Source organism: Enterococcus sp. DIV1639a (assembly GCF_050530445.1).
Classification (GTDB): Bacteria; Bacillota; Bacilli; order Lactobacillales; family Enterococcaceae; genus Enterococcus_B; species Enterococcus_B hirae.
Window position 1 is genome coordinate 1,666,153 of record NZ_CP172886.1, and the last position, 24,417, is coordinate 1,690,569.

Below are 24,417 nucleotides of genomic sequence, written 5' to 3' on the forward strand. Positions count from 1 at the left end.
CCCTACTCTGACGCCTTTAGTTCAAGAATCATATCCCGTACATTTGCGGCTGTCTCGAAATCTAATGCTTTAGCAGCATCTTTCATTTCTTTTTCTAATTTCATTAATAATGTAGCTTTTTCTTCTCTTGTCATTTCTTCATAGGATACTTGAACCGTTTCTTTTGCATCATCTTCGGATTCTTTCGTGATGGAAATCAAATCACGGATCTCTTTGATGATCGTTTTCGGCACGATACCATGCTCTTGATTATATTGTTCTTGGATACTACGTCGTCTAGCAGTTTCATCGATAGCCTTGCGCATCGAATCAGTCACTTTGTCCGCATACATAATCACTTTTCCTTCTGCATTCCGTGCTGCACGTCCAATCGTCTGTACTAAAGAACGTTCGCTCCGTAAAAAGCCTTCTTTATCTGCATCCAAAATCGCTACTAGCGAAACTTCCGGTACATCAAGTCCTTCACGTAACAAGTTGATTCCTACAAGTACATCGAATTCACCTAAACGAAGATCACGAATGATTTCAGTACGTTCTAATGTTTTGATATCACTATGCAGATATTTGACTTTGATTCCTAATTCTTTAAAATAATCAGTCAAATCTTCAGACATTTTCTTTGTCAATGTAGTTACAAACACGCGCTGATCTTTTTCAACTCGTTCATTGATTTCTCCTACCAGATCATCAATTTGCCCCATGATCGGCCGCACTTCGATGATTGGATCTAGTAGCCCAGTTGGTCGGATGATCTGTTGAATCACTGTATCCGTTTGTTCATACTCATATGGACCAGGCGTAGCAGATACATAAACGATTTGATTCACGTGCTTTTCAAACTCTTCTAATCGTAACGGACGATTGTCTAATGCCGATGGTAAACGAAAACCATAATCGACTAACATCTGTTTTCTTGCGCGGTCACCATTGTACATTCCCCGAATTTGCGGCATTGTCACATGCGATTCATCAATAATCATTAATGAATCTTCGGGAAAGAAATCAAGTAATGTGTATGGTGGCTCACCTTCTTTTCGACCATCCATGTGTCGCGAATAATTTTCGATTCCAGATGTATAACCCATCTCTAACATCATTTCAATATCATAGTTCGTTCGTTGTTCTAGCCGTTGAGCCTCTAACAATTTATTCTCATTCCGCAAAACTGTCAAACGTTGTTCCAGTTCTGCTTTGATGTTTGCAACCGCATGTTCCATGTGTTCATCATTTGTAACAAAGTGAGTCGCTGGAAATATCGCCACATGCTCAGTTTCTCCCAAGACCTCACCAGTCAACGCATTGACTTCACGAATCCTTTCGACCTCATCACCAAAAAATTCAACACGCAACGCACGTTCATCCCGACTGGCTGGGAAAATCTCCACAACGTCCCCACGTACTCGAAAACGACCACGTTGAAAATCAATATCGTTGCGCTCAAATTGGATACTAACTAAATCACGAATCAATTGATTACGATCAAGCTCAGCTCCTTGTCTAATTGAAACGACTTGTTTTTGATACTCAAAAGGCGAACCCAAACCAAAGATGCAAGAAACAGAAGCAATCACGATCACGTCATTTCGTTCTAATAACGAACTGGTTGCCGAATGTCGTAATTTATCAATTTCATCATTGACACTAGAATCCTTTTCAATGTAAGTATCACTTGAAGGGACATAAGCTTCAGGTTGATAATAATCGTAATAAGATACAAAATATTCAACTGCATTATTGGGGAAAAATTCTTTGAACTCCCCATATAATTGTCCAGCTAATGTTTTATTGTGGGCAATAATCAATGTTGGCTTATTCACTTTTTCAATCAAATTCGAAACGGTGTACGTCTTCCCTGTACCAGTTGCTCCTAAAAGTATCTGAGCTTTTTTTCCACCAACTACCCCATCAACTAACTGTGTAATGGCTTCGGGTTGATCTCCTGCTGGTTGATATTTTGACACCAACTCAAAGTGTCGGGAGGTATCTCTTTCTATCATATTTCATCCTCCTTTTCATTCTTTCCTCTTCATTTTACGACCACAAAAAAGAAAAGGAAAGCAAAGGCATTCCTTGTTGATTTATTATACCACACCGAACATACTTTCGCTACTTTTGAGTTTTTTCTTTTCTACTATATTATATAAATTCATACATGTATTATGTAGTAAATTAAGCAGCAAAATTATATATCAATAATGTCCCTTAAGTAATTATTTATCTTACGTCAGATTCCTCTCTACATTTATTATGTTACATTTTATAACATAGATTGTTACAAAATGACATTTTTTTTATTTTTTTCAGCAACTCAGCTTGTATCTATTATTAGTTTTCGCATATAATAGGAAAATATGAAAAGTTATTGAAATTTTAGGAGGTTAATTATGAAAAAAAAGCATTTGCTTCATACGATTATTTTCATAATGACAGGACTTGTCACATTTGCGCTTAGCAATCCTGTACAAGCTGACGATAAAACTACTGCTGACTCAAGTACGAGCGAGACGATGCAAAAAATAGAACCTAAGAAAGAGACGTATGTCATTGCCAGCGATTCAGCTTTTGCACCTTTCGAGTTTCAAAACGCTGAAGGCAAATACGAGGGAATTGATGTTGGATTAATGGAGGCAATCTCCAAACTGCAAGGATTTAACCTACGTATGGATTATCGTGGTTTCTCTGCTGCGCTACAAGCGTTAGAATCTGGTCAAGCAGATGGAATGATCGCAGGAATGACTGTGACTGATGAACGAAAAAAAAGCTATGATTTCTCAGATCCTTATTTTGAAAGCGGGATTCAAATCGCTGTCAAAAAAGGAGACAATTCAATCAAGTCCTATGAAGACCTAAAAGGAAAAACAGTAGGTGCCAAAGTTGGAACTGAAAGTGCTGATTTCTTAAATGCCCACGAAGACCAGTACGGCTATACCATCAAGTACTTCGATTCTGCAGATCAGTTATATGACGGATTGAGAGTTGGCGCAATTGACGCCATGATGGACGACTACCCTGTTATCGGCTATGCAATTAAAAACAATCAACAATTAGAAACACCGATTGCTAAAGAATCTGGTGGTAAATACGCTTTTGCTGTGAAAAAAGGCCAAAATCCTGAACTATTACAAATGTTCAACGAAGGTCTAAAAGAATTAAAACGAACTGGCGAATACGATAAAATCATCAACAAATATATCTCAACAGATAATACGCCTACTAAAGCCAGCAAAGATGAATCTACACTAACTGGTCTATTACAAAACAACTACAAAGTTTTACTAAAAGGTTTATGGCAAACGATCTTATTAACTTTAATTTCATTCGCCTTGGCATTAGTTGTTGGTGTTATCTTTGGTTTATTCAGCGTAGCGCCAATCAGAGCCCTACGAACAATTGCAAGTATTTATGTCGATGTCATCCGCGGTATTCCAATGATGGTTCTTGCATTCTTCATCTTCTTTGGATTACCAGGTATCGTCGGATTTACTATTCCCGACTTCATTGCCGGGATTATCACACTAACTTTGAACGCCAGCGCTTATATCGCAGAAATCGTTCGTGGTGGGATCAAAGCTGTGCCAGTTGGTCAAATGGAAGCTTCTCGCAGTTTAGGACTTTCATATAATCGAACCATGCAAAAAATCATCTTACCACAAGCAATCAAGATCATGTTGCCATCTTTCGTGAACCAATTCGTTATTTCATTGAAAGATACAACAATCATCTCAGCGATCGGTGTGGTAGAGTTACTTCAAACTGGTAAAATTATCGTTGCACGTACGACACAAAGTACGTACGTCTATCTAATTATTGCTATCATGTATTTGATCCTCATTACTATTCTGACAAAATTAGCAAAAGTTTTAGAAAAGAAGGTGAAATAAGATGGCTGAAAAAATTCTAGTTGAACATCTTGTAAAAAAATACGGTGAAAATACCGTTTTAAATGATATCAATGTTTCAATCAACGAAGGTGACGTTGTTTGTATCATCGGTCCTTCCGGTTCAGGAAAAAGTACCTTCCTACGTTGTTTAAACCGTTTAGAAGAGCCTTCAGACGGCGAAATCATCATTGATGGGGCCCACTTAATGGACAAAAACACCGATATCAATTTGGTAAGACAACACATCGGAATGGTATTCCAACATTTTAATTTATTTCCACATCTTTCAGTGCTAGAAAACATTACATTAGCACCAATGGATTTGAAAAAAGAATCAAAAGAAGCCGCTGAAAAGAAAGCAATCAAATTGCTACAAACCGTCGGCCTTGAAGATAAAAAAGACATGTATCCAGAAATGCTTTCTGGTGGACAAAAGCAACGGGTCGCTATCGCTCGTGCTCTAGCGATGAATCCTGATATCATGCTCTTCGACGAACCAACTTCTGCACTAGACCCGGAAATGGTCGGAGATGTCTTGAACGTCATGAAAAAATTAGCTAAGCAAGGGATGACGATGGTTATCGTTACACACGAAATGGGCTTTGCTAAAGAAGTTGCCAATCGTGTCATGTTTATTGATGGAGGGAATTTCCTAGAAGATGGCACACCACAACAAATCTTTGAAAATCCACAAAATGAACGAACAAAAGATTTCCTAGATAAAGTACTAGATATTTAACCTTAAGATGATGAAATTGTTAAAGACCGTTGCAAAAGGATGCCTATCCCTTGCAACGGTCTTTATTTTAAAAACATTTATAAAATTGACAAAAAAAACACTTACTTCCTTTTTCTCCTCTTCTTTCGCCCCTGCTTTAATTATTTGTTTGCCACTTTCTCCTGTCTAAATAAAAAAAGCAAATCAATAAGAGGCTGGCGATTCTCCAGCAATTAGATGTTGGTCTAACTGCCAGAGACACTAACTGAATTTATTGATTTGCTTTTCTTTTATTTTCTTTTCTTACCGCCAAAGGCATCTTTCACTTTATCAAAGAAGCCATCTTCTTGTTGTTCTTCTACTTTGATGCCGCCAGCTTCAGCAAAAGCACGCAATGCTTCACGTTGCTGTTCATTTAAGTTCTTCGGCGTGATCAACTTCACTTTCACATGTTGATCCCCAGTAGCTCCTCCACGAAGTTTAGGCGCTCCTTTGCCACGTAAACGGAAATTCGTTCCTGTTTGCGTACCTGCCGGAATTTTAAGTTTGACATCTCCATGAACGGTTGGCACTTTTACTTCATCACCTAAAGCAGCTTGTACAAAACTCAATGGCAATTCGTAATAGATCTCTGAACCATCACGATCGAAAATATCACTTTCTTCCACACGGAATACAACATATAGATCACCAAATGGTCCGCCGTTTTCTCCAGCTTCACCTTGACCTGCCAGACGCATTTGTTGTCCTTCTTCTACACCTGCTGGTACATTCACTTTAACAGAATGTGCTTTCTTTTCGTGACCAGAACCATGACAAGTTGGACAAGGATCTTTGATTTCTTTACCAGTACCATGACAAACGTCACAAGTTTGACGACTCATCACACGGCCAAGTGGCGTTTGACGTTCCACATTGATTGTTCCTGATCCATGACACTTATGACAAGTTGTTGGTTGTGTTCCAGGTTTCGCACCATTTCCATGACAAGTATGACAAATTTCTTCTCGGTTATACTTGATTTCTTTTTCTACGCCAAAAATCGCTTCTTCAAAAGAAAGATCGATCGTATACTGTAAATCCGCACCCTGTCTTGGCGCATTAGGGTCTACCGTACGACCGCCACCGCCAAAGAATGAATCAAAGATATCTTCGAAACCACCAAAGCCGCCTCCTGAAAAGCCGCCAAAACCACCAAAACCTCCGCCGGCTCCACCAGCGCCGTAGTTTGGATCGGTACCTGCATGTCCGTATTGATCATAAGCCGCCCGTTTTTGCGGGTCACTTAAAATTTCATAAGCTTCTGACACTTCTTTGAATTTCTCTTCTGCATCAGCTTCTTTATTGATATCTGGATGATATTTTTTTGATAGCTTTCGATAAGCTTTTTTGATTTCATCTTCAGAAGCCCCTTTTGAGAGCCCTAAGACTTCATAATAATCACGTTTTGTTGCCATAGGCTTTCCTCCTATTGGTTCTCATCATTTCCACGTCGCTTGTTATCATATCATACTTTTACGAAAACAAAAACTGCTACTTTCAAGTATTTAAAAAAGGAAGCTAGTTTAAGGCTCATACCTAAGTCAAGTTTTCCAAATTGAAGAAAGAATGTTCCTCAAATCTTATCTTATGACCAGATCGAACTACCTCAAAGCAACAGCTATTGTCCAAGAAATTCTCCCATTGTTCTTATGACTTCTGTTATTCAACAGGCATAATCATGCACATCAAATCTCCAAACAATAAGGTCTCTATTTTGCGCATCATTCTTGAAAGCGAACGCCTACTAACCTTTTAGACCACTCTAAATGTAGCACTATCGGAAAATAATCCGAAGAATCTCGAAAATATGAGAATCTATTTTCGCATTCTTCGGATTATTTCTTAGAGCTGATCTCTTTTGCTAAACCTTCTTTCAAGCATTAACACTAAAAACGAATGGTAAAGTAAATTGTTGTATAAACTTCGATTCACTCGTCTTTTAGATCCTGCTTAATATTGTTTAACAACGTATTCAAAAGGTTGTATTGTATGATAACAGTCCCAACTAGAGAAGGGGAAAACCTTCTCTACTGAAACTTGTCATTTCTACTAAACAGCTAACGATTATTTAATGAGATTATTTTTTGTCGTCTCCGTCGACTTCTTCAAAGTCAGCGTCTACTACATCATCTGCACCTGTTTGCGCTGCTTCTGGATTTTCTTGTGCTTGTTGTTGCGCAGCTTGTTCATACAATTTAACTGTCAAATTTTGCACGATTTCATTCAATGCATCACGTTTTGTTTTCATTTCTTCGATATTGTTTGCTTCAACAGCAGCTTTCAATTCATCGCGAGCTTCTTCCGCTTTTTTCACTTCTTCTGCGTCAACTTTACCTTCTAATTCTTTGAGTGTTTTGTCAACTGAGAATAGTAAAGCATCAATATCGTTACGTAAATCCACTTCTTCTTTACGTGCTTTATCTGCTTCTGCATTCGCTTCTGCATCTTTTACCATGCGTTCGATTTCATCATCAGTTAGACCTGAAGAAGATTTAATCGTGATTTTTTGTTCTTTTTGTGTACCTAGGTCTTTAGCAGAAACATTCACGATACCATTTTTATCAATGTCAAAAGTAACTTCGATTTGTGGCACACCACGTGGTGCTGCAGGAATATCTGTTAATTGGAATCTTCCTAACGTTTTGTTGTCAGCAGCCATCGGACGTTCACCTTGCAAGACATGGATATCTACAGCAGGTTGATTATCTGCAGCCGTTGAGAACACTTGTGATTTACTTGTAGGGATCGTTGTGTTTCGATCAATTAATTTAGTAAAGACGCCACCCATTGTTTCAATACCTAGTGATAACGGAGTAACATCAAGTAACACAACGTCTTTGACATCACCTGTGATAACCCCACCTTGGATAGCAGCACCCATCGCTACTACTTCATCTGGGTTTACAGATTTGTTTGGTTCTTTTCCAGTTTCTTTTCTTACTGCTTCAACAACTGCAGGAATACGTGTTGAACCACCAACTAAGATAACTTCATCAATTTCAGATTGTGATAAACCAGCATCTTTCAAGGCTTGTCGTACTGGAATTTTTGTACGCTCTACTAAATCAGCGGTTAATTCATCAAATTTCGCACGAGTCAATGTCATTTCTAAGTGAAGAGGACCTGCTTCGCCAGCTGTGATGAACGGTAAGCTGATTTGTGTGCTTGATACTCCAGATAAATCTTTTTTCGCTTTTTCTGCAGCATCTTTCAAACGTTGCAATGCCATTTTATCTTGTGATAAATCAATGCCGTTTTCTTTTTTGAACTCAGCTACCATGTAATCAATGATTTTGTTATCGAAGTCATCCCCACCTAGATGGTTATCTCCAGCTGTTGATAGTACATCAAATACGCCATCACCTAATTCAAGGATAGATACGTCGAACGTACCACCACCAAGGTCAAATACTAGGATTTTTTCATCACGATCTGTTTTATCCAAGCCATAAGCAAGCGCTGCAGCAGTTGGTTCATTTACAATACGTTCAACTTCTAAGCCAGCAATTTTACCAGCATCTTTTGTTGCTTGACGTTGTGCATCATTGAAGTAAGCAGGTACAGTAATAACTGCTTTTTCAACTTTTTCACCTAGATAGTCTTCAGCGAATCCTTTGATATATTGAAGGATCATTGCAGAGATTTCTTGTGGTGTATATGATTTTCCTTCTACTTCTACTTTATAGCCTGGTTCACCGATATGGCGTTTGATCGATGAAATCGTATTTGGGTTCGTTACTGCTTGACGTTTAGCAACTTCACCCACTTGAATTTCCCCATTTTTAAATGAGACAACAGAAGGAGTTGTACGGTTACCTTCTGGATTTGCAATAATTTTTGCTTCGTTTCCTTCTAAAACAGCTACTGCTGAATTGGTTGTACCTAAGTCAATACCGATAATTTTACTCATAATTAACGTCTCCTTATCTTAGTTAATTTTATATCATGACATTATTGCGCAACAATAACCATTGTTGGTCTTAATACGCGGTCATGTAATTTGTAACCTTCTTGTAGTACTTCGACGATTGTGTCAGCTGGAAGTTCCTCAGTCGCTGGCACGGTTTGTACAGCTTGATGGAGGTTCGGATCAAAAGCCTCTCCTTTTGCTGGGATTTTTTCGATTCCTTCTTCTTTAAGTGCTTGTTTCAAGCTTTCTAGTACCATTTCGACACCTTTTTTCAAACTTGCACCCTGATCATCAGCCACATCTGTAGCCAAAGCACGCTCTAAGTTATCAATTGAAGGTAATAATTTTTTAGCAAGATCTTGTGAACGATATTTTTGTAATTGTTCACGCTCATTTTTACTTCGATTTGCAATATTTGCAATCTCAGCTCGAGCACGTAAATATTTATCTTCCAACTCTTCCATTTCAGCCTTTAAATTTAAACGCTCAAATTCTTCAGCTTCTACGTCAGAGACACCTGAGTCTTCCGTCGCTTCCGTATCGATTTCCGTATCTTCTTGAATATCCGCTACGTCTTTTTCTAACTCTTCTTTTTTTTCTTTCACAAGACACACTCCTTTTCGTTAATCAGTCAGTGATTCGTTTTCATGCTAAGATCCAGTCAAATCAATTGATCGATAATAATCAGCAAGCTTGTTCGCTAATTCTTGACGATAGACATCTACCAGACCCAGCATTTTTGAATAAGGCATACTGGTTGGTCCCAACAAGGCTATTGTACCTCGACCGTGTCCAGCAATCTCGTAACTTGCTTGGATCATGCTCATATTTTGTAAAAGCTCATTTCCTAATTCAGATCCAATTTTGATGTGGATGTTACTATCCGTTGGGACGATCATTTGGGTTAATTCATAAGTATCTGTCATAAACGAAAACATCGATTTGAATTGCTCCAGATCTTGGTGGAGTTCATAATCTAGTAGATTCATTTGTCCACTTACATAAATTTTGTCTTCAAACGCATGTCCGAGTATCGTATCAAAAAGATTTGATATCCCTTCAGTTGTCTGAAAATATCTATGCAAAATCATTGGAATCTCTGTCCGCAATTTATGATAGACAGTCATCAATGGATCTCCCACCAATCGTTCATTGACAATGCGAACAATTTTTTCTAAATCTTGGCTTCCTAGATTTTCAGGAAGTGTAAAAACTTGGCTTTCTACATTTCCTTTATCGGTTACTACAATCGCAATCACTTGACGACTATTTAAAGGAACGATACGAAAACCAGTCAAACGGCGGTCTTTAATTTCTGGGCCTAACGAGAAGGTTGTGTAACTAGTCAGCTCGGATAAAATCTCAGCAGATTGTTGAATAATCTCGTTAATTTCATGAAATTCTTTGCTTAAAGACAGCCGAATCTGCTGCAGATCATCATTGGTTACACGAGCAGGTTTTAGCAAATGATCCACATAATGCCGATAACCTAATGCTGAAGGAATCCTTCCTGATGAAGAATGAGTTTTAAGTAACAACCCAGCATCTTCTAAGGCTTTCATGTCATTACGGATCGTTGCTGAGCTTGCCTTGACTCCATCTTCCATTAAGGTTTTGGAGCCAACGGGTATACCGCTACTCGTATAGTTTTGGATGATCAGACGTAAAATCTCACTTTGTCTTTGTGTTAACATCTTCTTCACCTCTCATTAGCACTCATATCTTCTAAGTGCTAACCCATTTACTAATATAGCAAGAAGCGCATAGTGTGTCAAGAAAAAGAACACCACTTTTAGCACTCTCATTTAACGAGTGCTAAAAGCGGCATTCTCTGATAAATACATTGATAGATCAACACGAAAGATAAATAGGTTTCTTAATACCTTCCATTATTTAATCGATCTATAAAGAAATTTAAAGGTTTTATTGACCTCTCACAACTATTTTTCAAGCAAGAAACGTTCAAATACTTCATTTCCTAGAAAAGTTCCTTTTGGCGTTAAATAAATTCGATCGGATTCATTGACCAATAATCCTTCTTTTTCTAAATCTGTCAAAACCTTTGAATAAAGCGATTCGATTGTTTGCTGATAACGTTCGTAAAAATGTCGTTTGGAAATTCCTATCTTTTTCCTTAACCCAAGAAACATTTCTTCCTCGATTTGATTTTCTCTTAAAAGTACTTCAGTTTCCAAAACAGGGAGTTCTCCTGCTCTTAATGGACGTAAATAATGTTGAATCGGTCCCTTATTACGGTATCGTTTATTCCCAAGATATCCACTTGCACCTGCGCCAAAGCCAAAATAATGATCATTGTTCCAATACATCAAATTGTGTTTTGATTCATGCCCCTCCAACCCAAAATTACTGATCTCATATTGATGACGCCCCTTTTTTTCCATTGCTTGTATGGTTTCTTCAAACATCCGCGTTTCGGTTTCTTGATCAGGCAGTTCTAAACGCCCTTGCCGCACCCAATTCATAAACATCGTTTTATTTTCTAAAATCAATGAATACAATGAATAATGGGGCAAATCAAGTGCAAGTGCTTGATTCAATGTCTCTCGGTAGCCCTCTAACGTTTGTCCAGGTAACGCATAAATCAGATCAATACTCACATTCGTAAAGTTTTCTTCTTCTAAAAAACGCATTGTTTGGTAAACATCCTCTGCGGTATGTTTCCGCCCAATTTTTTTCAGCAACCGATTATCAAAAGTTTGCACCCCCATTGATAAACGATTCACTCCATAATTTTTCATGACCTGAAGCTTTTCTTTCGTTAGATCTCCAGGATTCGCTTCAACCGTAAATTCTTTTCCTTCCTTAAAAGGCAATATTTCCCTAGCGCCTGCTAACAAACGATCCAATTGCACTGCAGTCAAAGACGTAGGGGTCCCACCACCAACATACAGTGTTTCTAATTCTTTTACAGGATGTTGTTCAAGTGTGATTTCTATTTCTTTTAGAAGCATCTCGACATATTCATCTACGGGTTGACCTTCTAAAAATACTTTATTAAAGTCACAGTAATAACAGATATGCTCACAAAACGGGATATGGATATACGCAGAAACCTTTTGTTCTGCGGGATTGGTTGTTTCATTCATTCAACTAAATTCTCCTTACGTCGAAAAGTCGTACCTGTTTTCGACCACTCTTATAAAAGCATACTAACCGTATTTTCCAAACAAATCCACTAAAAAATCCAAGAATCGACTTCTTGGACTAGTTTTTCTTTGGTTGTGTTGGTTACTTGGTTATAAATTTCTAAAGTTGTTTTCATGTTGGAATGACCCACTCGTTCCATGATCGCTTTAATTGGAACGCCTGCTTCTGCCAAGAGAGAAATATGTGTGTAGCGAAAAGTATGCGTAGTCACATGTTTATTAGAATAATTGAAATGGAAATAACATGAGAAAAGAAGTAGCTATAATTAAATACGCAATTTTTTTCATTTTTCACCTCTGTTACGCAAAAAAAGAAGACTGATTTCCTCATCAATCTTCTTTCTTTTTTATAAAACACTTAATTATAAATTTTTAGTTCATCATATGATCATTAATTGTGTCGACAACACTTCTTTTTAATTGATCAAAATCTTCTGAATCATGCGTAGCTATCTTGACAACAAAATCAATGGCTTCGTTTTGTTTAAAGGATACTTTGACCTGATTTAACCGTAAAAAGACATCCATCGCCATAAAAGCGGTACGTTTATTTGCATTTTGAAAGGGGTGTTTCTTAATAAGATTGATTCCTAAGATGGCTGCTTTTTCTTCAATCGTTTCGTACAACTCTTGACCAAATATTTCCTGACGCGGCTGGTTTACAGCCATAGCTAATGCACTTGCGTCTCTTACACCGGTCATTTCACCTGGTGTTTGCCAGCTGATTAAGTGGACATTCATTTTAATGATATCTTTTTCTGTCAGGTAGTTGATCAATGGTTTGCCAACTCCTTGTACATCTGTTCATAGTCATGAAATGAATCATTAATCAATTGGTCTATTTTTAAGTCGTGTGAAGATTTTGGCTCTTTTTTACTGATGGCTTCAATTAACTTTTCTTCATCTACATAAACAAAATCATTTTCTTTTACACCGATTTTTTCCAATACTTCTTTTGACAAAGTCAAAACGATTGAATTTCCACTTTTTCTAATTTTTCTTTCCTTGATTTCCATCTTAAACGCCTCCTTAAGTTATACCGTATATACAGTATAGCTTAAACCAGGGCGTATATCAATTGAAGGAATTTTTTGTGTTCTCTTTCTCATTTTCTTGTTCTGCGATTAAACTAAATAAAAGTTTTTCTGATTCTTCCAAACTTCTAAAATCTGGTTCTAATTGTTCCATTCGATTCATAGGTAGCACATACTTCGTTAGTAATTCTTGATCTTGTTCTTGATCAAAATAAGCTTTTCCTGCTTGGGTTAATGCAAGTTCTTCCAAGTTATCCACGGTCACATTTAGATTATTCATCTCTTCAGGATTCTGTGGTTCATCAAACTCCTCTTTCTCATCTAGTGGTAGCTCTTGTTCGAGAGTTAGCTTATCTGATTCTGCCAATGAACGATCTTCTGGATTTTCTATAGGAATTTCCGTTTACATATCTATAAAGATAATTTGATAAAACCTTCTTCTTAGATTTCTTCTTTATTTTTGTACTTAGCTAATTGACCCACCTGTTTGGATAGTTGATCAAAATTAGTTGTCACTACATTTGCTCGAATTACTTCAATAGTTGAAGCCAATCACTAGCAAACAAACGCCAGTAAAAACCACTTTATTCGCTTTTTGTTGTGACAATTTTTTCACTTTCGGAAGTTTCTCTTTTTTCTCCTTTTTCTTGATCTTTTTTAAATTCATAGTTCCTCTTGATTTCTTATTTTTAGGCAAAAAAATAGACCTAGTTATGCTTGGATTTCCAAGGAAATAACTAGGTCTATATGCTATAATAGTTGAGACAGTAAAGTTTATGCGGTGGCTAATCCCAATAGAAATGGGGTGATGCCTATGTTGATTTGTGGCTTGATCCCTAGAAAGGAATAAGCTTGTCTGTTTTTGAAGCGCTAATGTTTGCAATAGCTTTTGCAACGTTAGTTCTGACAATCAGCAATCACAAAAACGACAAAAAATAACCGCAATTTAAACTTAGGCAGTTTGAACGGTTATTTTTTGTAACTATTATTAAACTGAGCCACCGTCTTAAACGGTGCTGTCAAAAGGGAACTGTTGACGCAGTTCCTTTTTTCATGTTTATTATAGCATACCCTTTCTCTTTTGTTCAATTGTTTCATTATTTTATATTTAAATATCCATAAAGCGTAAAAGTTACTTTATTTGACAATGACTTTCCGATCCTAATACTCGAACCTAGAACTTTACAAAAATGTATGAGCTCCTCCGTTACTATGAAGATATTCCCTATCTTGGAAAATCTCACGCATTTTCTAATATGATTCTAGAAGACGCCTATTTACCAGAAGACCATGAAAAAGAACTTCGAACAAATATTGATACAACCCAGTCTTTTTATAGCGAACGCTCGCATAATACAATACCTATAAAAGTATAGAAGGTTTAACGAAGTTGCTAATTTTTCTTTATATGTGATTCAGTTTATACTCTCTCTCCGCAACAATCTTAATTAGTTTATCTTTATCATCTGGCAACTCAAGTTCATGAATTCTAGCGTGACAGTTTGGACATAATGCAATACAATTTTCAATTACATCTTTCCCCCCTTCTGATAAATACTCTATGTGATGACAATGCAAATAAGGTACACCGTCTTTTATAAATGGTGCTTTTTCTTGACAGAGTTGGCAGATGCCTTTTGCAAGTCGCTTAACGTATTCGGATATGAAAACATTTCGTTTATATACTTTTGTTTTTGAAAATAAAAACTCTTCTTTATTACCATATTTAACAGCCATTTTTTTGTTATAACTGCTAATTTTTCTTGCCTCCTCTTCTATTTTAATATTAGACAAATTACGAACATATCTAATTTGATTCTCTTCATGACTGTATATCTCTTTATCTTCTATCAATTGCTTTTGATTTATTAAAGCTAAAGGAAATTTATATACTTTCCTCATTTTACCGCTATTATCTTGCTCATTATCAGTATATATTTTTCCTGCTAAATATACTTCTCCTAAATATGTGTGTTCTTTTGGTTTAAAGGTTTCAAATAGATGAAGCTTTACAAAATTAGATTTTGAATTAGCTAAAACTTTATTTTGAGCTTTATCTAATAGTTGGTCACCATTCAAACCCATACCTGTGTATTGTAAAATACCATTTAACCATTTATCTTTATAAACATTGCCTCCTGTTTGATCACTAAAGAGTACAAGAGTATTAGTTTTATGGGATCTTCTCATTCCGCCTTGCATAGAACATTTAAATTTCTCTGCAACTTCTTTATTAGTAAAAACTTCACCCACTTCTATATTACCCAATATTTTTTTTGACCATTCTTCTCTCCATGAAATCACTTTGGCAAAATCAAACATTTCTTCATCTTTTGGCATACCATGTCTAACTAAATAATTTAATACTTCTGTAGTTATATCTAATTTTTTAAGTAAATCTTTTTTAGTAATTAGTGTTGTTCCCATAACAATGTATCTCCTAATGGCATCAATATAATTATGATCAAAAAAATTCAAAAGTTTAATAAAAAATATCTTATTGTTCAAGATATCTATAACATATTAAAACATCTTTATTATACATCGTCTACGTTTACTTTTACTAGCCATATTTCTGAAAGATTACTTTGTAGATATATACTATTAACTAAACATTATAAATAAAAAATCATTTTAAAAAAACAAGATATTTGTATCCACAGATAATTTTTCTTCTGCAAAATTAATCATTTTCTTTATACTGTTCAAAAAATCTAAAAGCAAAAAAGTCATATCAAATTTCAGATATGACTTGAATATTTATTATTTAAAATTTTAAATCTTGTATTACTTAAACTCTCCTTACCCCGACACTTTATTTCAGTAAATTATTTCTTATTTTTCTTTACAACAACTATCTGCCCGATAATCAAAATCAACGTTACTCCAAAGCCGCTTCTTAGAAAGTCTCGATTCAGTAAATATTCGATAAAAATACCTATTAAACTGGCTACTAACGCCACAATGATAATACTAGCGTATGGATGGTTTTTCGTATACTTTTTCCAGTTTTTATACAAGAAAACTCACTCCTCTATATTATTCCGGCTATAGCTATTCCAGCATCATTATAGCTAGTTCTCGTAGGAAACCAGCCTAACCTTTTTTAATTCTATCTTATTTTCTTGAAAATGCTGTATTAAGCGCTGATTCTAAAGTTGCTCAACGTAAATCAGAGATAATCTTATAGTATTTTTTCATGATGTTCTACCATAGTTTTTTATAGTTAATGTTTTAAAAAACGTCTTATGATTATTTCATATCCCCACCCAATGAGCATAAGTATGCCTATTCGTAAATAAATAGGAAACTGACAAATAAGATATGTGTTAACTAATTCAAAAATGATTAATAAGATTAAAATAGAAATAAATGACCAACTTTTAGTGATATACTTCATCTAATATCCCTCTCTTTATGAATTTATTCCGCGCACTCTAGCCTTAGTCGTATTCCAGATATTTACTAATAAGTTGACCCCATATCATTGTGAGGATGAGTTTGAGCTTTAGATTGAATATAACCTATCTCTAAAATGACGGTTTTACTATTTTGGAACAGATTAGGTGCTGTTTATTTTTCTATTGATTGAGTGAGACACATAAATACCGATTTTCAACGTTTGGTCTTATTTATTTTGATTGTCTTCATATATTCTAATTCTTTTTTTACATGAACAAGCATATAATAATCTTCAACATAAAGGCTTTTTACTAATATAAATAAATTATTCGATTTAAAAATCCCAAAAATGAATGTCAGTGGAAAAAGACTGATTAGAAAAGTACTAAAATTTATACTGCCTTTCTCAAAAAAATTTTGGATAAGATAGATCGTGATAGGAAAACACAAAGCTACGATAAAGTTTTGGTAAATACTTAACATACTGGTTCCGTGGTTTTCTTTCTTTTTGATCAAGTATTCCACATCAAAAATCAATTGATTGATACTTCGTTCGTCGAGCATTCTTTCGGCTTTTCGTTTATATAAATAATTATGGTATTTTTTAGGACGACCATGCTTTGTTCGATATCTTTTATAGTAACAGAATAACAGAAACGCAGTCGCCACGATGAATTGGTAAAAGATTGTTTCAATATTATTATAAGCATGAGTATTTCCAGTTAAATATAAAAAACTACTGCCCAAAATAACTAGAATAAATAACGTATTAATCCATAGGCTAAGAACATATAAAAACAGATAAAAGGGTTTGATTACCCACATGTTTCTGAATGAACTTGCTTCTCGATAGATATCCGTATAAAATTTCATTGCTTCAATTTGCTTTACTTTGAGTATTTTTGTCATTTATCCATTCTAGAGTCCTTTCTTAATCACTTGTTTGAACTGTTTATTCTTTCTATTGAAAAATTGACGGGGAATTATTCCCAAGTATGGCTGCATCACATATTTTTTGTGGATTTTTTAAACTATAACGCTGTCTTAGCGTCCATAGTATTGACTAGCATTCAATCGAAGTATCACTGTATTAGTATATGTAGAGATTTTGGAAAAAGAATCGCTGACTAATGTAATCATTCCGTTGTGTTGAACTTTTCTGTATGACCACAATGTAAGGAACATGCTTTAAATAGATGGCCGGTTTTTCCATTCCGACAATTAATTATGATTCCTTCGCTACATTTGGGGCATATTTTTATACCCATTGGCAAAGAATTTAAAAGCTGAAATTTTAGCATCGTATCTGGTATGATTTGATTTAATAATTGTAATAACCCGTAGCGATCATACCACTCGATTTCTTTTGCTTTTTCATTTTGTTCAATTTCTTCATAGACCTGTTGATAAAAAAATGAAGTGGTGATAAACATTTTTTTATCCCAATTTTTATTTGAAATTCCTGAAAAATTAGTGATATCTTTACGTCCAATCAGTGTCGGTGTGGGTTTTGCGTTTAAGCGATTGGATTTTGCTTGTACCGCGATCCGCTTTTTTTCTTTCGTCAAAATTAAATCGACACCCCCATCTCCCACATACTTACGATGATCTTTGACATAACTTTTCTTCGTTATCTCAACCCCGTATCCTGCTAATCGGAAAGCTGCTGCTAAAAATTGCTCAAAATGTTCTCCTTGCCTCACTCGATCATCTTGGCTACTACCGAAATCTTTATCCATGTCACTTAAAAAGTCGATTACGATCTTCTCATCTTTCTTTTGCACAAAAGACGTTTTTCTTATTTCTAAGTATTGTTTGGAAACCACTTCTTGAGCGCTGCTTTCCAGTTGATTGGCTTCTTTGAATTTTTGTAAGAATTTAAAAACCATTATTTTCTCCTCTCGCTTATCGTTCTGACAATTACATTGTAAATCAATAACAAGAGTATTAATTTGTTATATAATAAAAATTTTTAAATAATTTTTATTAAAAGAATCAATCCGTTGATACTTCGCTTACTAGAACTATTGTGAAGATTATAGTTTTTTTTCGGCGTTCTCGTTGATTATCATTGATTTGAACTATCGTTTACTGGGTATCATTCCTCTACTATGCTCAAAGAAACTTTATCAAAAAGGCTCGATTATATTTTAAGGAAAGATAACTTGTGTCCGAGTCACACAAAGGATTTTTCCTATTTGGAAAGATCGAATTGTTACTTGTTCTTGTGTTGATCAAAAATTTAGATCTACAACAAACATCCGAAGAACCTCGAAAATAACTTACATCATTTTCAGGTTCTTCGGATGAACTTGGTTATAGTAGTGGATGGCTATCTTGCTTTGCAAGGTTTACTCTAAAAAATAACCATTCAGAGTTTTTAGTCAATTACTTAAAACAACTGCGTGTATTGACTCGCTAATCTATGACCCTTGATTTGCTTATTGGTAATAGGGTTGGCGTTTGTTTGAATCGAAGTGTCGTTGATATTGTGAGATTCTGTGATCGCTTTTGCTAGTGCCATTTCTGCTTCAACAACTTCTCTATGGGTTACTTGATCATTGCCCATTGCAGTGGTCTCACGATTGACTTTAGCTAGTACTGTTTTTGCTTCAATCAACGCTTGTTTGAGTTGGTCATTTTTAGCAGAAAGTTTTTCACCTTCATTGATTCGTTCGCATAGCATGGTAGTGTCTGTTAACTCCATCGTTGTTTTGATTGCCTTACCTGATTTAAATTCAAATTGCAATCCTGCTGAACCAACCTCTTTAGAAGTTAAAAAAGTCGACGAGATATTCATTACTTGACCATCAAATTGATAATCGACTCCTTCGTTTAAGCTTCCTAAAACATTCCCTTCAGAGCCAATGTAGCGGATACTGGTAAATTCATCATCGGCTACATCAACTAAAAATTGAATTTGGTTATTGCTATCTTGCCGCATCGCAGGATTTTGATCATAAACAAAAACATGAGGTGATATGCTAGCTTCAGATCCGATTTGACTGTTTGATGAATAAACTTGAATTTCCGTCATACTTGGAGTGTAATATTCTGTCGGTTTTTGACTCGTGATCAATAACCGTAGCTTTGCTGATTCGATTTCCCCAAAATCATTTAACGTTAAGTCGTGACCCATACCATCATCTCGCTTGGTAAAGGTTTCCCACTCTCCATCTCTAGTCAACTTTTGTAGTTCAAAGGATTGAATACGTAAATTGGTACCTGAATCAGAAAATTCATCAAGATAAACTTCGTCAAATTTAGTGTTTTTTTCAAAATCAATTTCAATTTTAATAGGATAACCTTCAGTCATTAGCTCTGGATCTGGGGCTGCCCATCGAGTGGTTGTATCGTGATCAACTAAGTTATCTGCACTATAATAGTAGTTATTGTGTGGATGTGTATAATTGGCAGTGATGGGTTTCTTGTAAGCTAAGTTTTCTTTTTCTCGATCCTTTTCTATCTCAATTGGCTGATCATCGATCGGGTTTTCCACTTTTTCTCCTTGGATATATTCATGGATTCCGATATCTGGTGCTGTACCATAATACAATTGTGTTTCAAAAAAGTCAGTTGTTCCTAAACTACGATGGTAACGTCCGGCATCAATCAGTGGTGAAGTTTCTTTTAATTTAAAAATAGCTGCTGAGTTGCTAATATTTTGAACTCCGTTGCCTTGTTTATAATTTAAAGGATTGCCCACAAATTGCGGATTCGCCGTTATTTTTTTAGGATCATTTGGTTCTTGTGGTGAGTGTTCCCCGCCTGTTTCAAAAAACGCGTTATTAGAAAAAACTGCATGATTTAATGCCCCGTCCTTACGGTACCATTTTGTTGGTGTAGTAGTTGAAGTATTATAAAAAACATTGTTCATAAAATAAACTTTATCTTTAAAAACTTCATCGTGGAACCAATCCATTTTTTCTGCATCATAGACAAAAATGTTATTGGTAATAAACGTAGGCGAATAATTAGTTGATAACATATTTTTCATGATCACGCCATTATCATTGACACTTAAATTGTAACGTGCGATGGAATTAGAGCTGTTGCCCATATAAGCCATCCACCCAGCCGCATTATCATGAGAATAATTATACTGGTACGTTACATTAAAATTAGTATACTCTAAATCCCAAGGAGTTCCATCATACTCATCCCAAGGTCCATCATATACTTCATTGTATTGCATGACGGTATCTGCTCCAGCCCATAGATATAACCCGCAGGAAACAGCATGATACCTTTGTAAAAATCCATTTACTTCATTATATTCGACTACCATATCTTTTGTATTTGCAAGTTGAATGGCCCCTTGACCGATATCTTCACAATAGTTATTAGTTATTTTGACATCTCGACTATACAAATCTCGATTTCTGACCCAAAGTTGCTCCCAGCCTTCATGAAATTTACCTGTTTCATCGTATTCTCCTGATTCATAATCCCGATCGTAGAACCAATTAAAAGCAAATTCAATCGCATGAAGTTCGGTCTTTTTAAATGAATTATTTTCAATAACGATATCTTTAAAATAATACTGCCCTTCGTCATATTCCTTATAACTTTTTTCTCCGAATACTTGAAAAACGATCCCACCATAATGGATCTGTTGCCAATCAGTCGGACCATCGATATCGTGGATATAACAATTAGTGATCTTGATGCCGTGCATGATCCGATTGGTTTCTTCCGGAGCGAACTTATCCGCATTGATTGAGACAGAAATCCCATCTCTCACTACTGACTTAATCTTAGCAGATACATTAATGTCTTCGTTGAAATCATCATCATTGGAAAGCTCTAAATTATGGATTTCCCAGTACTGCTGATTGCGAAGAACGACCGCTCCAGTCAAACCAACTTTGTCTTTATCTTTTTTGAACGTACCTGCGACGTAGTTCACAGGATTTTCAACATTTCCATTAGTGGCGATATAAGGTCGACCTAAATCAGCATCACCATAACAATCGATGGTAATTGGCTTTCCTTCTTCACCAGAACCCTTTGGCCATAATTGTTGATCTTGCCATTCTTCTCCATTTTTTAAAAGAATGCGATCGCCTGCTTGAAAAGTCACTTTATTCGCTCTTGTGACATTTTGCCAAGGTTGTTCTTTTGAGTTCCCTGTATTTTCATCGTTACCTAAAGTGGCATCAATATAGTAATCTGTACCGCCATAAGGATTTGTGCTATTTCCTGGTAAGGGAAGATACTCTTCTTGAATGACTTTTTGTTCATTTACCAACGATTTGATTTCTTTTGCTAACCCTTCTACCGGCAAAAGCAATGGGACAAGTAAACATACCAAACAAAGCAACACTTTAAATTTTTTTGTTTTCATTTGTTACTCCCTTCTTCTAAATAACCTGGAGAATCGCTTCTTTTAATCGTCGTTCGCTTTTAGTCGTACGACTCGAAGAAATGACGGATTGGACATATGCCTCAAATTTTTCATTGATGATCGTTTGTTTGATTTTTTCATAATTTTTTTCCAATGCTTCGTCTTCATTAACAATTATTTCCTCTAATCGATAAAAATAAACATTGGCTCCGTTATCAATCAGAGCAGAACATGAACCTACTTGTAAATCAGCAATCTTATTCATTTTTTCTTGCTGATAAGCGTTTAAACTTTGCACCTCAGCCAATGAAATATATTCTTCATTCTGCTTTGCTTCTGGAGTATGTTTTAACCACTCCTCTGGTGATGGATATTCGCTATTTTGAAATAATGAATACTCTTTTGAATCTTTGGGTAAACTTACTTTTGTTAAGCGATAATTTGTACCAGCTCGCAACCACTCCTCTTTGTTGGTTTGAAAACGTGTATAAACATCCTGATCAGAACAAAACAGTGGGCCATTCTTTTGTGACAGCTTTTTGATCAGACTTGTTTTCGTTTCAGCCAAAAGATGACCATAAAACTCATTCAATCCAAATCGTGATAGACCGTAGACGATTTCGCCTTTGGAAATTTTCTCCTCTCTCTGTTTATTTTCATCTGCCATCGTATTCACGATTTCAGCATATGAAGTAAAATCTCCGATCCCCTCCTTTTTTGCAATAAAAAAAATGGCTTTATCCCAAATCGCACGCTCCCAAGAAGCCGTTTGTAATTCTTCGATTGCTTTTTTATTTTCAGCTAACGATCCAGTGATTTGCTCATTTTTATATCGATTCTTAACGTTTGCCAGATGATTTTTAATTTGCATGTGAAATTCAGTTTGCGTGATAGTCAAATCTTCAAACTTACCTACGTTTTGATTTCTATTCATTACGTTTCCTCCTAAAAATAAGAGAATACATATACCAAAAAAGAACCCACCTATTTTTTTCATCTCTTTTTACCTCACTTAAAATGTGTCATAAAAGAAATCTTCATCCACTTTTGATTGATCCCCTATCAATTGTTTCATCGTCTGCTTTTCCAACTGACTTTTAATGAAAGTTGTCCATCGGAAATTAATAAAAAACCTATAATTAAAAATAACAACCTCATTATTTTTCAGTGGAGATTTATCAAAAAAACACACTCATTTCAGATAAAAAAGCACAACACAAAAATTGTTTGTGCTTTTTAACCTATTCCTGAATATTAAAATACCTTTCCATCTTTAGATTTAGCTAACAACTATTTTTTCTTGGAATTAGTGAGTCATTTCCTTTCTTGCTTAGCATTCCACAATCAATTACCTTCACTCATCCACCATAGCTGATCACTTAGTAACTGAAACAGTTCTTCTATTTTATTCATAAGAGATCAGTGCTTGGATGGATGAATGCTTTTAGTTTTGTAAAAATAGATTTTAAACGGTTAGTTATTTGTTCACCAATAGTGCATAAAGTCCTGATAAAGTAGGATACTCTCTGTAAGCAACAAACTCTAGCTTGATTTGTGTGGTGGTGATTTTCTCAAAATCAATGATACGTTTATATCCAATTGATTCAATCTTCGCCAAAGGTTGATAGCCTTCTTCTGTCAAATAGGAAATATTGCATCCCTCTACTCGTTGACTAACTGAAATGTCTTCTTGCAAAATCAATGTATTGAGCGTTTTTGCAGTTTGCCAAGACAATGTCATCATTGGGGTGGAATCATCTGCAGCTGGTTTCCAACTGCTTTTCTTTTGTTCTTTTTGTATTTGAAATTCGACTGGATCTACTACTTCACAGGAAGAAGAAAAAACTAATTCGCCTTGTAACTCAGGTTGATTTGTTTTGATTTCTTCAATCATCCTTCCTAGTTCTGCTAACACCTTTTTATCAGGATCCGCTAGCTGGCCTGCTGGTGTTGGTGGAAGGTTTAATAAGAAAGTACCATTTCCGCCTACAGAACGTCGATAGAGTTCAAATAATTCGTTACTACTTCGCACTTTCTGATCTTCATTTTGATGATAAAACCAACCTGGGCGAATCGAAGTATTCACTTCGGCTGGGTACCAAACTAACTGACCAGTATAATTTTCCAACGCAGTACGACTACCTAAATCTTCGTCAACGCTAGAGACTTTCTGAGAAAACAAACCATCATCAACTTGCTGTGAATCCTTGGCAATTTTTTCAGCATTTCTCAATGTGACTGGAACCACACTCCACTCGTTTTTTCTTGTTTGACCCGCTTCGTTGCCAACCCAGCGAACATCTGGTCCACAAACAGCAATCACTGCCTGTGGTTGTAGACGACGGATCACCTCATAATAACGATCCCAATCGTAAACCTGTTGTTTGCCATTATCCCCTTCACCGTTGGCACCATCAAACCAGACTTCAAAAATTTCTCCATACTGTGTTAATAATTCAGTTAATTGATTGACATAAAAATCATCATAGCTTTTTCCTTCACCGTATGTGGCTTCAGTTCGATCCCATGGAGATAAATAGATGCCAAACTTCAAACCTGTTTGGCGACAGGCATCAGCAAATTCTTTAACCACATCTCCTTGTCCATCTTTCCACAGACTTGAGGCAACGGTATGTTTCGAATAAGCACTTGGCCAAAGACAAAAACCATCATGATGTTTACAAGTTAAAATCGCACCTTTCATACCGGCTGACTTCATGGTTTTTGCCCATTCCAAACAGTTTAATTCTTTCGGATCAAACAGGTTGGGATCTTCGTGACCCAATCCCCATTCTCTGTCCGTCATGGTATTCATGCCAAAATGGATAAATCCATAAAATTCCATTGCTTGCCAAGTCATTTGACGCTGGCTTGGGTAAACTTGTACTGCTTTACTAATATCCATGTTTGTCCCCT

General features: G+C 35.8%; 19 protein-coding genes and 1 pseudogene. 2 read left to right on the forward strand and 18 right to left on the reverse strand.

What is annotated here, in order from left to right:
- Window positions 1-2: 2 nt before the first annotated feature.
- Window positions 3-1,997, reverse strand: coding sequence for an excinuclease ABC subunit UvrB (uvrB, locus tag IGJ32_RS07465; protein ID WP_034698271.1), 1,995 nt, complete (start codon window positions 1,995-1,997; stop codon window positions 3-5).
- A gap of 387 nt (window positions 1,998-2,384) precedes the next feature.
- On the opposite strand from uvrB, the gene IGJ32_RS07470 reads away from it, so the two are divergent.
- Together IGJ32_RS07470 and IGJ32_RS07475 are read left to right on the forward strand one after the other, a co-directional pair.
- On the forward strand, window positions 2,385-3,881 hold the full coding sequence (locus tag IGJ32_RS07470; protein ID WP_010737741.1) for an amino acid ABC transporter substrate-binding protein/permease: 1,497 nt from the start codon (window positions 2,385-2,387) through the stop codon (window positions 3,879-3,881).
- Window position 3,882: 1 nt separating this feature from the next.
- Entirely contained in the window at window positions 3,883-4,620 is a 738-nt protein-coding gene (locus tag IGJ32_RS07475; protein WP_010718943.1) for an amino acid ABC transporter ATP-binding protein, read from the forward strand.
- Window positions 4,621-4,889: 269 nt separating this feature from the next.
- On the opposite strand, the gene dnaJ is transcribed toward IGJ32_RS07475, so the two are convergent.
- The 17 genes and pseudogenes from dnaJ to IGJ32_RS07560 all read right to left on the reverse strand — a co-directional run bounded on the left by dnaJ (window position 4,890) and on the right by IGJ32_RS07560 (window position 24,406).
- Window positions 4,890-6,056 carry a molecular chaperone DnaJ gene (gene dnaJ, locus IGJ32_RS07480; RefSeq protein WP_010718942.1) on the reverse strand — a complete coding sequence of 389 codons (1,167 nt, stop codon included), beginning with the start codon at window positions 6,054-6,056 and terminating at the stop codon, window positions 4,890-4,892.
- Between the two features lie 662 nt (window positions 6,057-6,718).
- Entirely contained in the window at window positions 6,719-8,551 is a 1,833-nt protein-coding gene (gene dnaK, locus IGJ32_RS07485; RefSeq protein ID WP_342081985.1) for a molecular chaperone DnaK, read from the reverse strand.
- A 41-nt stretch (window positions 8,552-8,592) separates the two neighbouring features.
- A complete protein-coding gene (gene grpE, locus IGJ32_RS07490; RefSeq protein ID WP_010718940.1) occupies window positions 8,593-9,156 on the reverse strand; it encodes a nucleotide exchange factor GrpE in 564 nt (187 codons plus the stop codon).
- A gap of 45 nt (window positions 9,157-9,201) precedes the next feature.
- A complete protein-coding gene (gene hrcA / locus IGJ32_RS07495) occupies window positions 9,202-10,245 on the reverse strand; it encodes a heat-inducible transcriptional repressor HrcA (protein WP_010718939.1) in 1,044 nt (347 codons plus the stop codon).
- Between the two features lie 246 nt (window positions 10,246-10,491).
- Window positions 10,492-11,658: a radical SAM family heme chaperone HemW gene (hemW, locus tag IGJ32_RS07500; RefSeq protein ID WP_342081986.1), complete on the reverse strand. Its 1,167-nt coding sequence runs from the start codon at window positions 11,656-11,658 to the stop codon at window positions 10,492-10,494.
- 89 nt (window positions 11,659-11,747) lie between these two features.
- Window positions 11,748-11,936: pseudogene (locus IGJ32_RS07505) on the reverse strand (tyrosine-type recombinase/integrase); the annotation flags it as partial.
- A gap of 154 nt (window positions 11,937-12,090) precedes the next feature.
- Window positions 12,091-12,492 carry a type II toxin-antitoxin system death-on-curing family toxin gene (locus IGJ32_RS07510; RefSeq protein ID WP_053766865.1) on the reverse strand — a complete coding sequence of 134 codons (402 nt, stop codon included), beginning with the start codon at window positions 12,490-12,492 and terminating at the stop codon, window positions 12,091-12,093.
- Window positions 12,492-12,734 (reverse strand): hypothetical protein, encoded by a 243-nt coding sequence (locus IGJ32_RS07515; protein ID WP_010718931.1) that lies wholly within the window; start codon window positions 12,732-12,734, stop codon window positions 12,492-12,494. The genes IGJ32_RS07510 and IGJ32_RS07515 overlap by 1 nt, the downstream gene beginning before the upstream one ends.
- A gap of 58 nt (window positions 12,735-12,792) precedes the next feature.
- Window positions 12,793-13,119 (reverse strand): hypothetical protein, encoded by a 327-nt coding sequence (locus IGJ32_RS07520; RefSeq protein ID WP_342081987.1) that lies wholly within the window; start codon window positions 13,117-13,119, stop codon window positions 12,793-12,795.
- A 168-nt stretch (window positions 13,120-13,287) separates the two neighbouring features.
- The gene (locus tag IGJ32_RS07525) at window positions 13,288-13,419 is read right to left on the reverse strand and encodes a hypothetical protein (RefSeq protein WP_275890451.1); all 132 of its coding nucleotides are present in this window, start codon (window positions 13,417-13,419) and stop codon (window positions 13,288-13,290) included.
- Window positions 13,420-14,156: 737 nt separating this feature from the next.
- Window positions 14,157-15,179, reverse strand: coding sequence for an HNH endonuclease (locus tag IGJ32_RS07530; RefSeq protein ID WP_063627228.1), 1,023 nt, complete (start codon window positions 15,177-15,179; stop codon window positions 14,157-14,159).
- A 401-nt stretch (window positions 15,180-15,580) separates the two neighbouring features.
- Window positions 15,581-15,772, reverse strand: coding sequence for a hypothetical protein (locus tag IGJ32_RS07535; RefSeq protein ID WP_010718919.1), 192 nt, complete (start codon window positions 15,770-15,772; stop codon window positions 15,581-15,583).
- A 595-nt stretch (window positions 15,773-16,367) separates the two neighbouring features.
- Entirely contained in the window at window positions 16,368-17,063 is a 696-nt protein-coding gene (locus IGJ32_RS07540) for a hypothetical protein (protein WP_342081988.1), read from the reverse strand.
- Window positions 17,064-17,290: 227 nt separating this feature from the next.
- The gene (locus IGJ32_RS07545; protein WP_010718916.1) at window positions 17,291-18,043 is read right to left on the reverse strand and encodes a restriction endonuclease; all 753 of its coding nucleotides are present in this window, start codon (window positions 18,041-18,043) and stop codon (window positions 17,291-17,293) included.
- A gap of 503 nt (window positions 18,044-18,546) precedes the next feature.
- Window positions 18,547-21,501, reverse strand: coding sequence for a discoidin domain-containing protein (locus IGJ32_RS07550; RefSeq protein WP_342081989.1), 2,955 nt, complete (start codon window positions 21,499-21,501; stop codon window positions 18,547-18,549).
- Between the two features lie 16 nt (window positions 21,502-21,517).
- Window positions 21,518-22,435, reverse strand: a complete 918-nt coding sequence (locus IGJ32_RS07555; RefSeq protein WP_161651420.1) for a hypothetical protein — start codon at window positions 22,433-22,435, stop codon at window positions 21,518-21,520.
- A gap of 543 nt (window positions 22,436-22,978) precedes the next feature.
- Window positions 22,979-24,406 (reverse strand): alpha-L-fucosidase, encoded by a 1,428-nt coding sequence (locus tag IGJ32_RS07560; RefSeq protein WP_096710234.1) that lies wholly within the window; start codon window positions 24,404-24,406, stop codon window positions 22,979-22,981.
- Window positions 24,407-24,417: the final 11 nt, after the last annotated feature.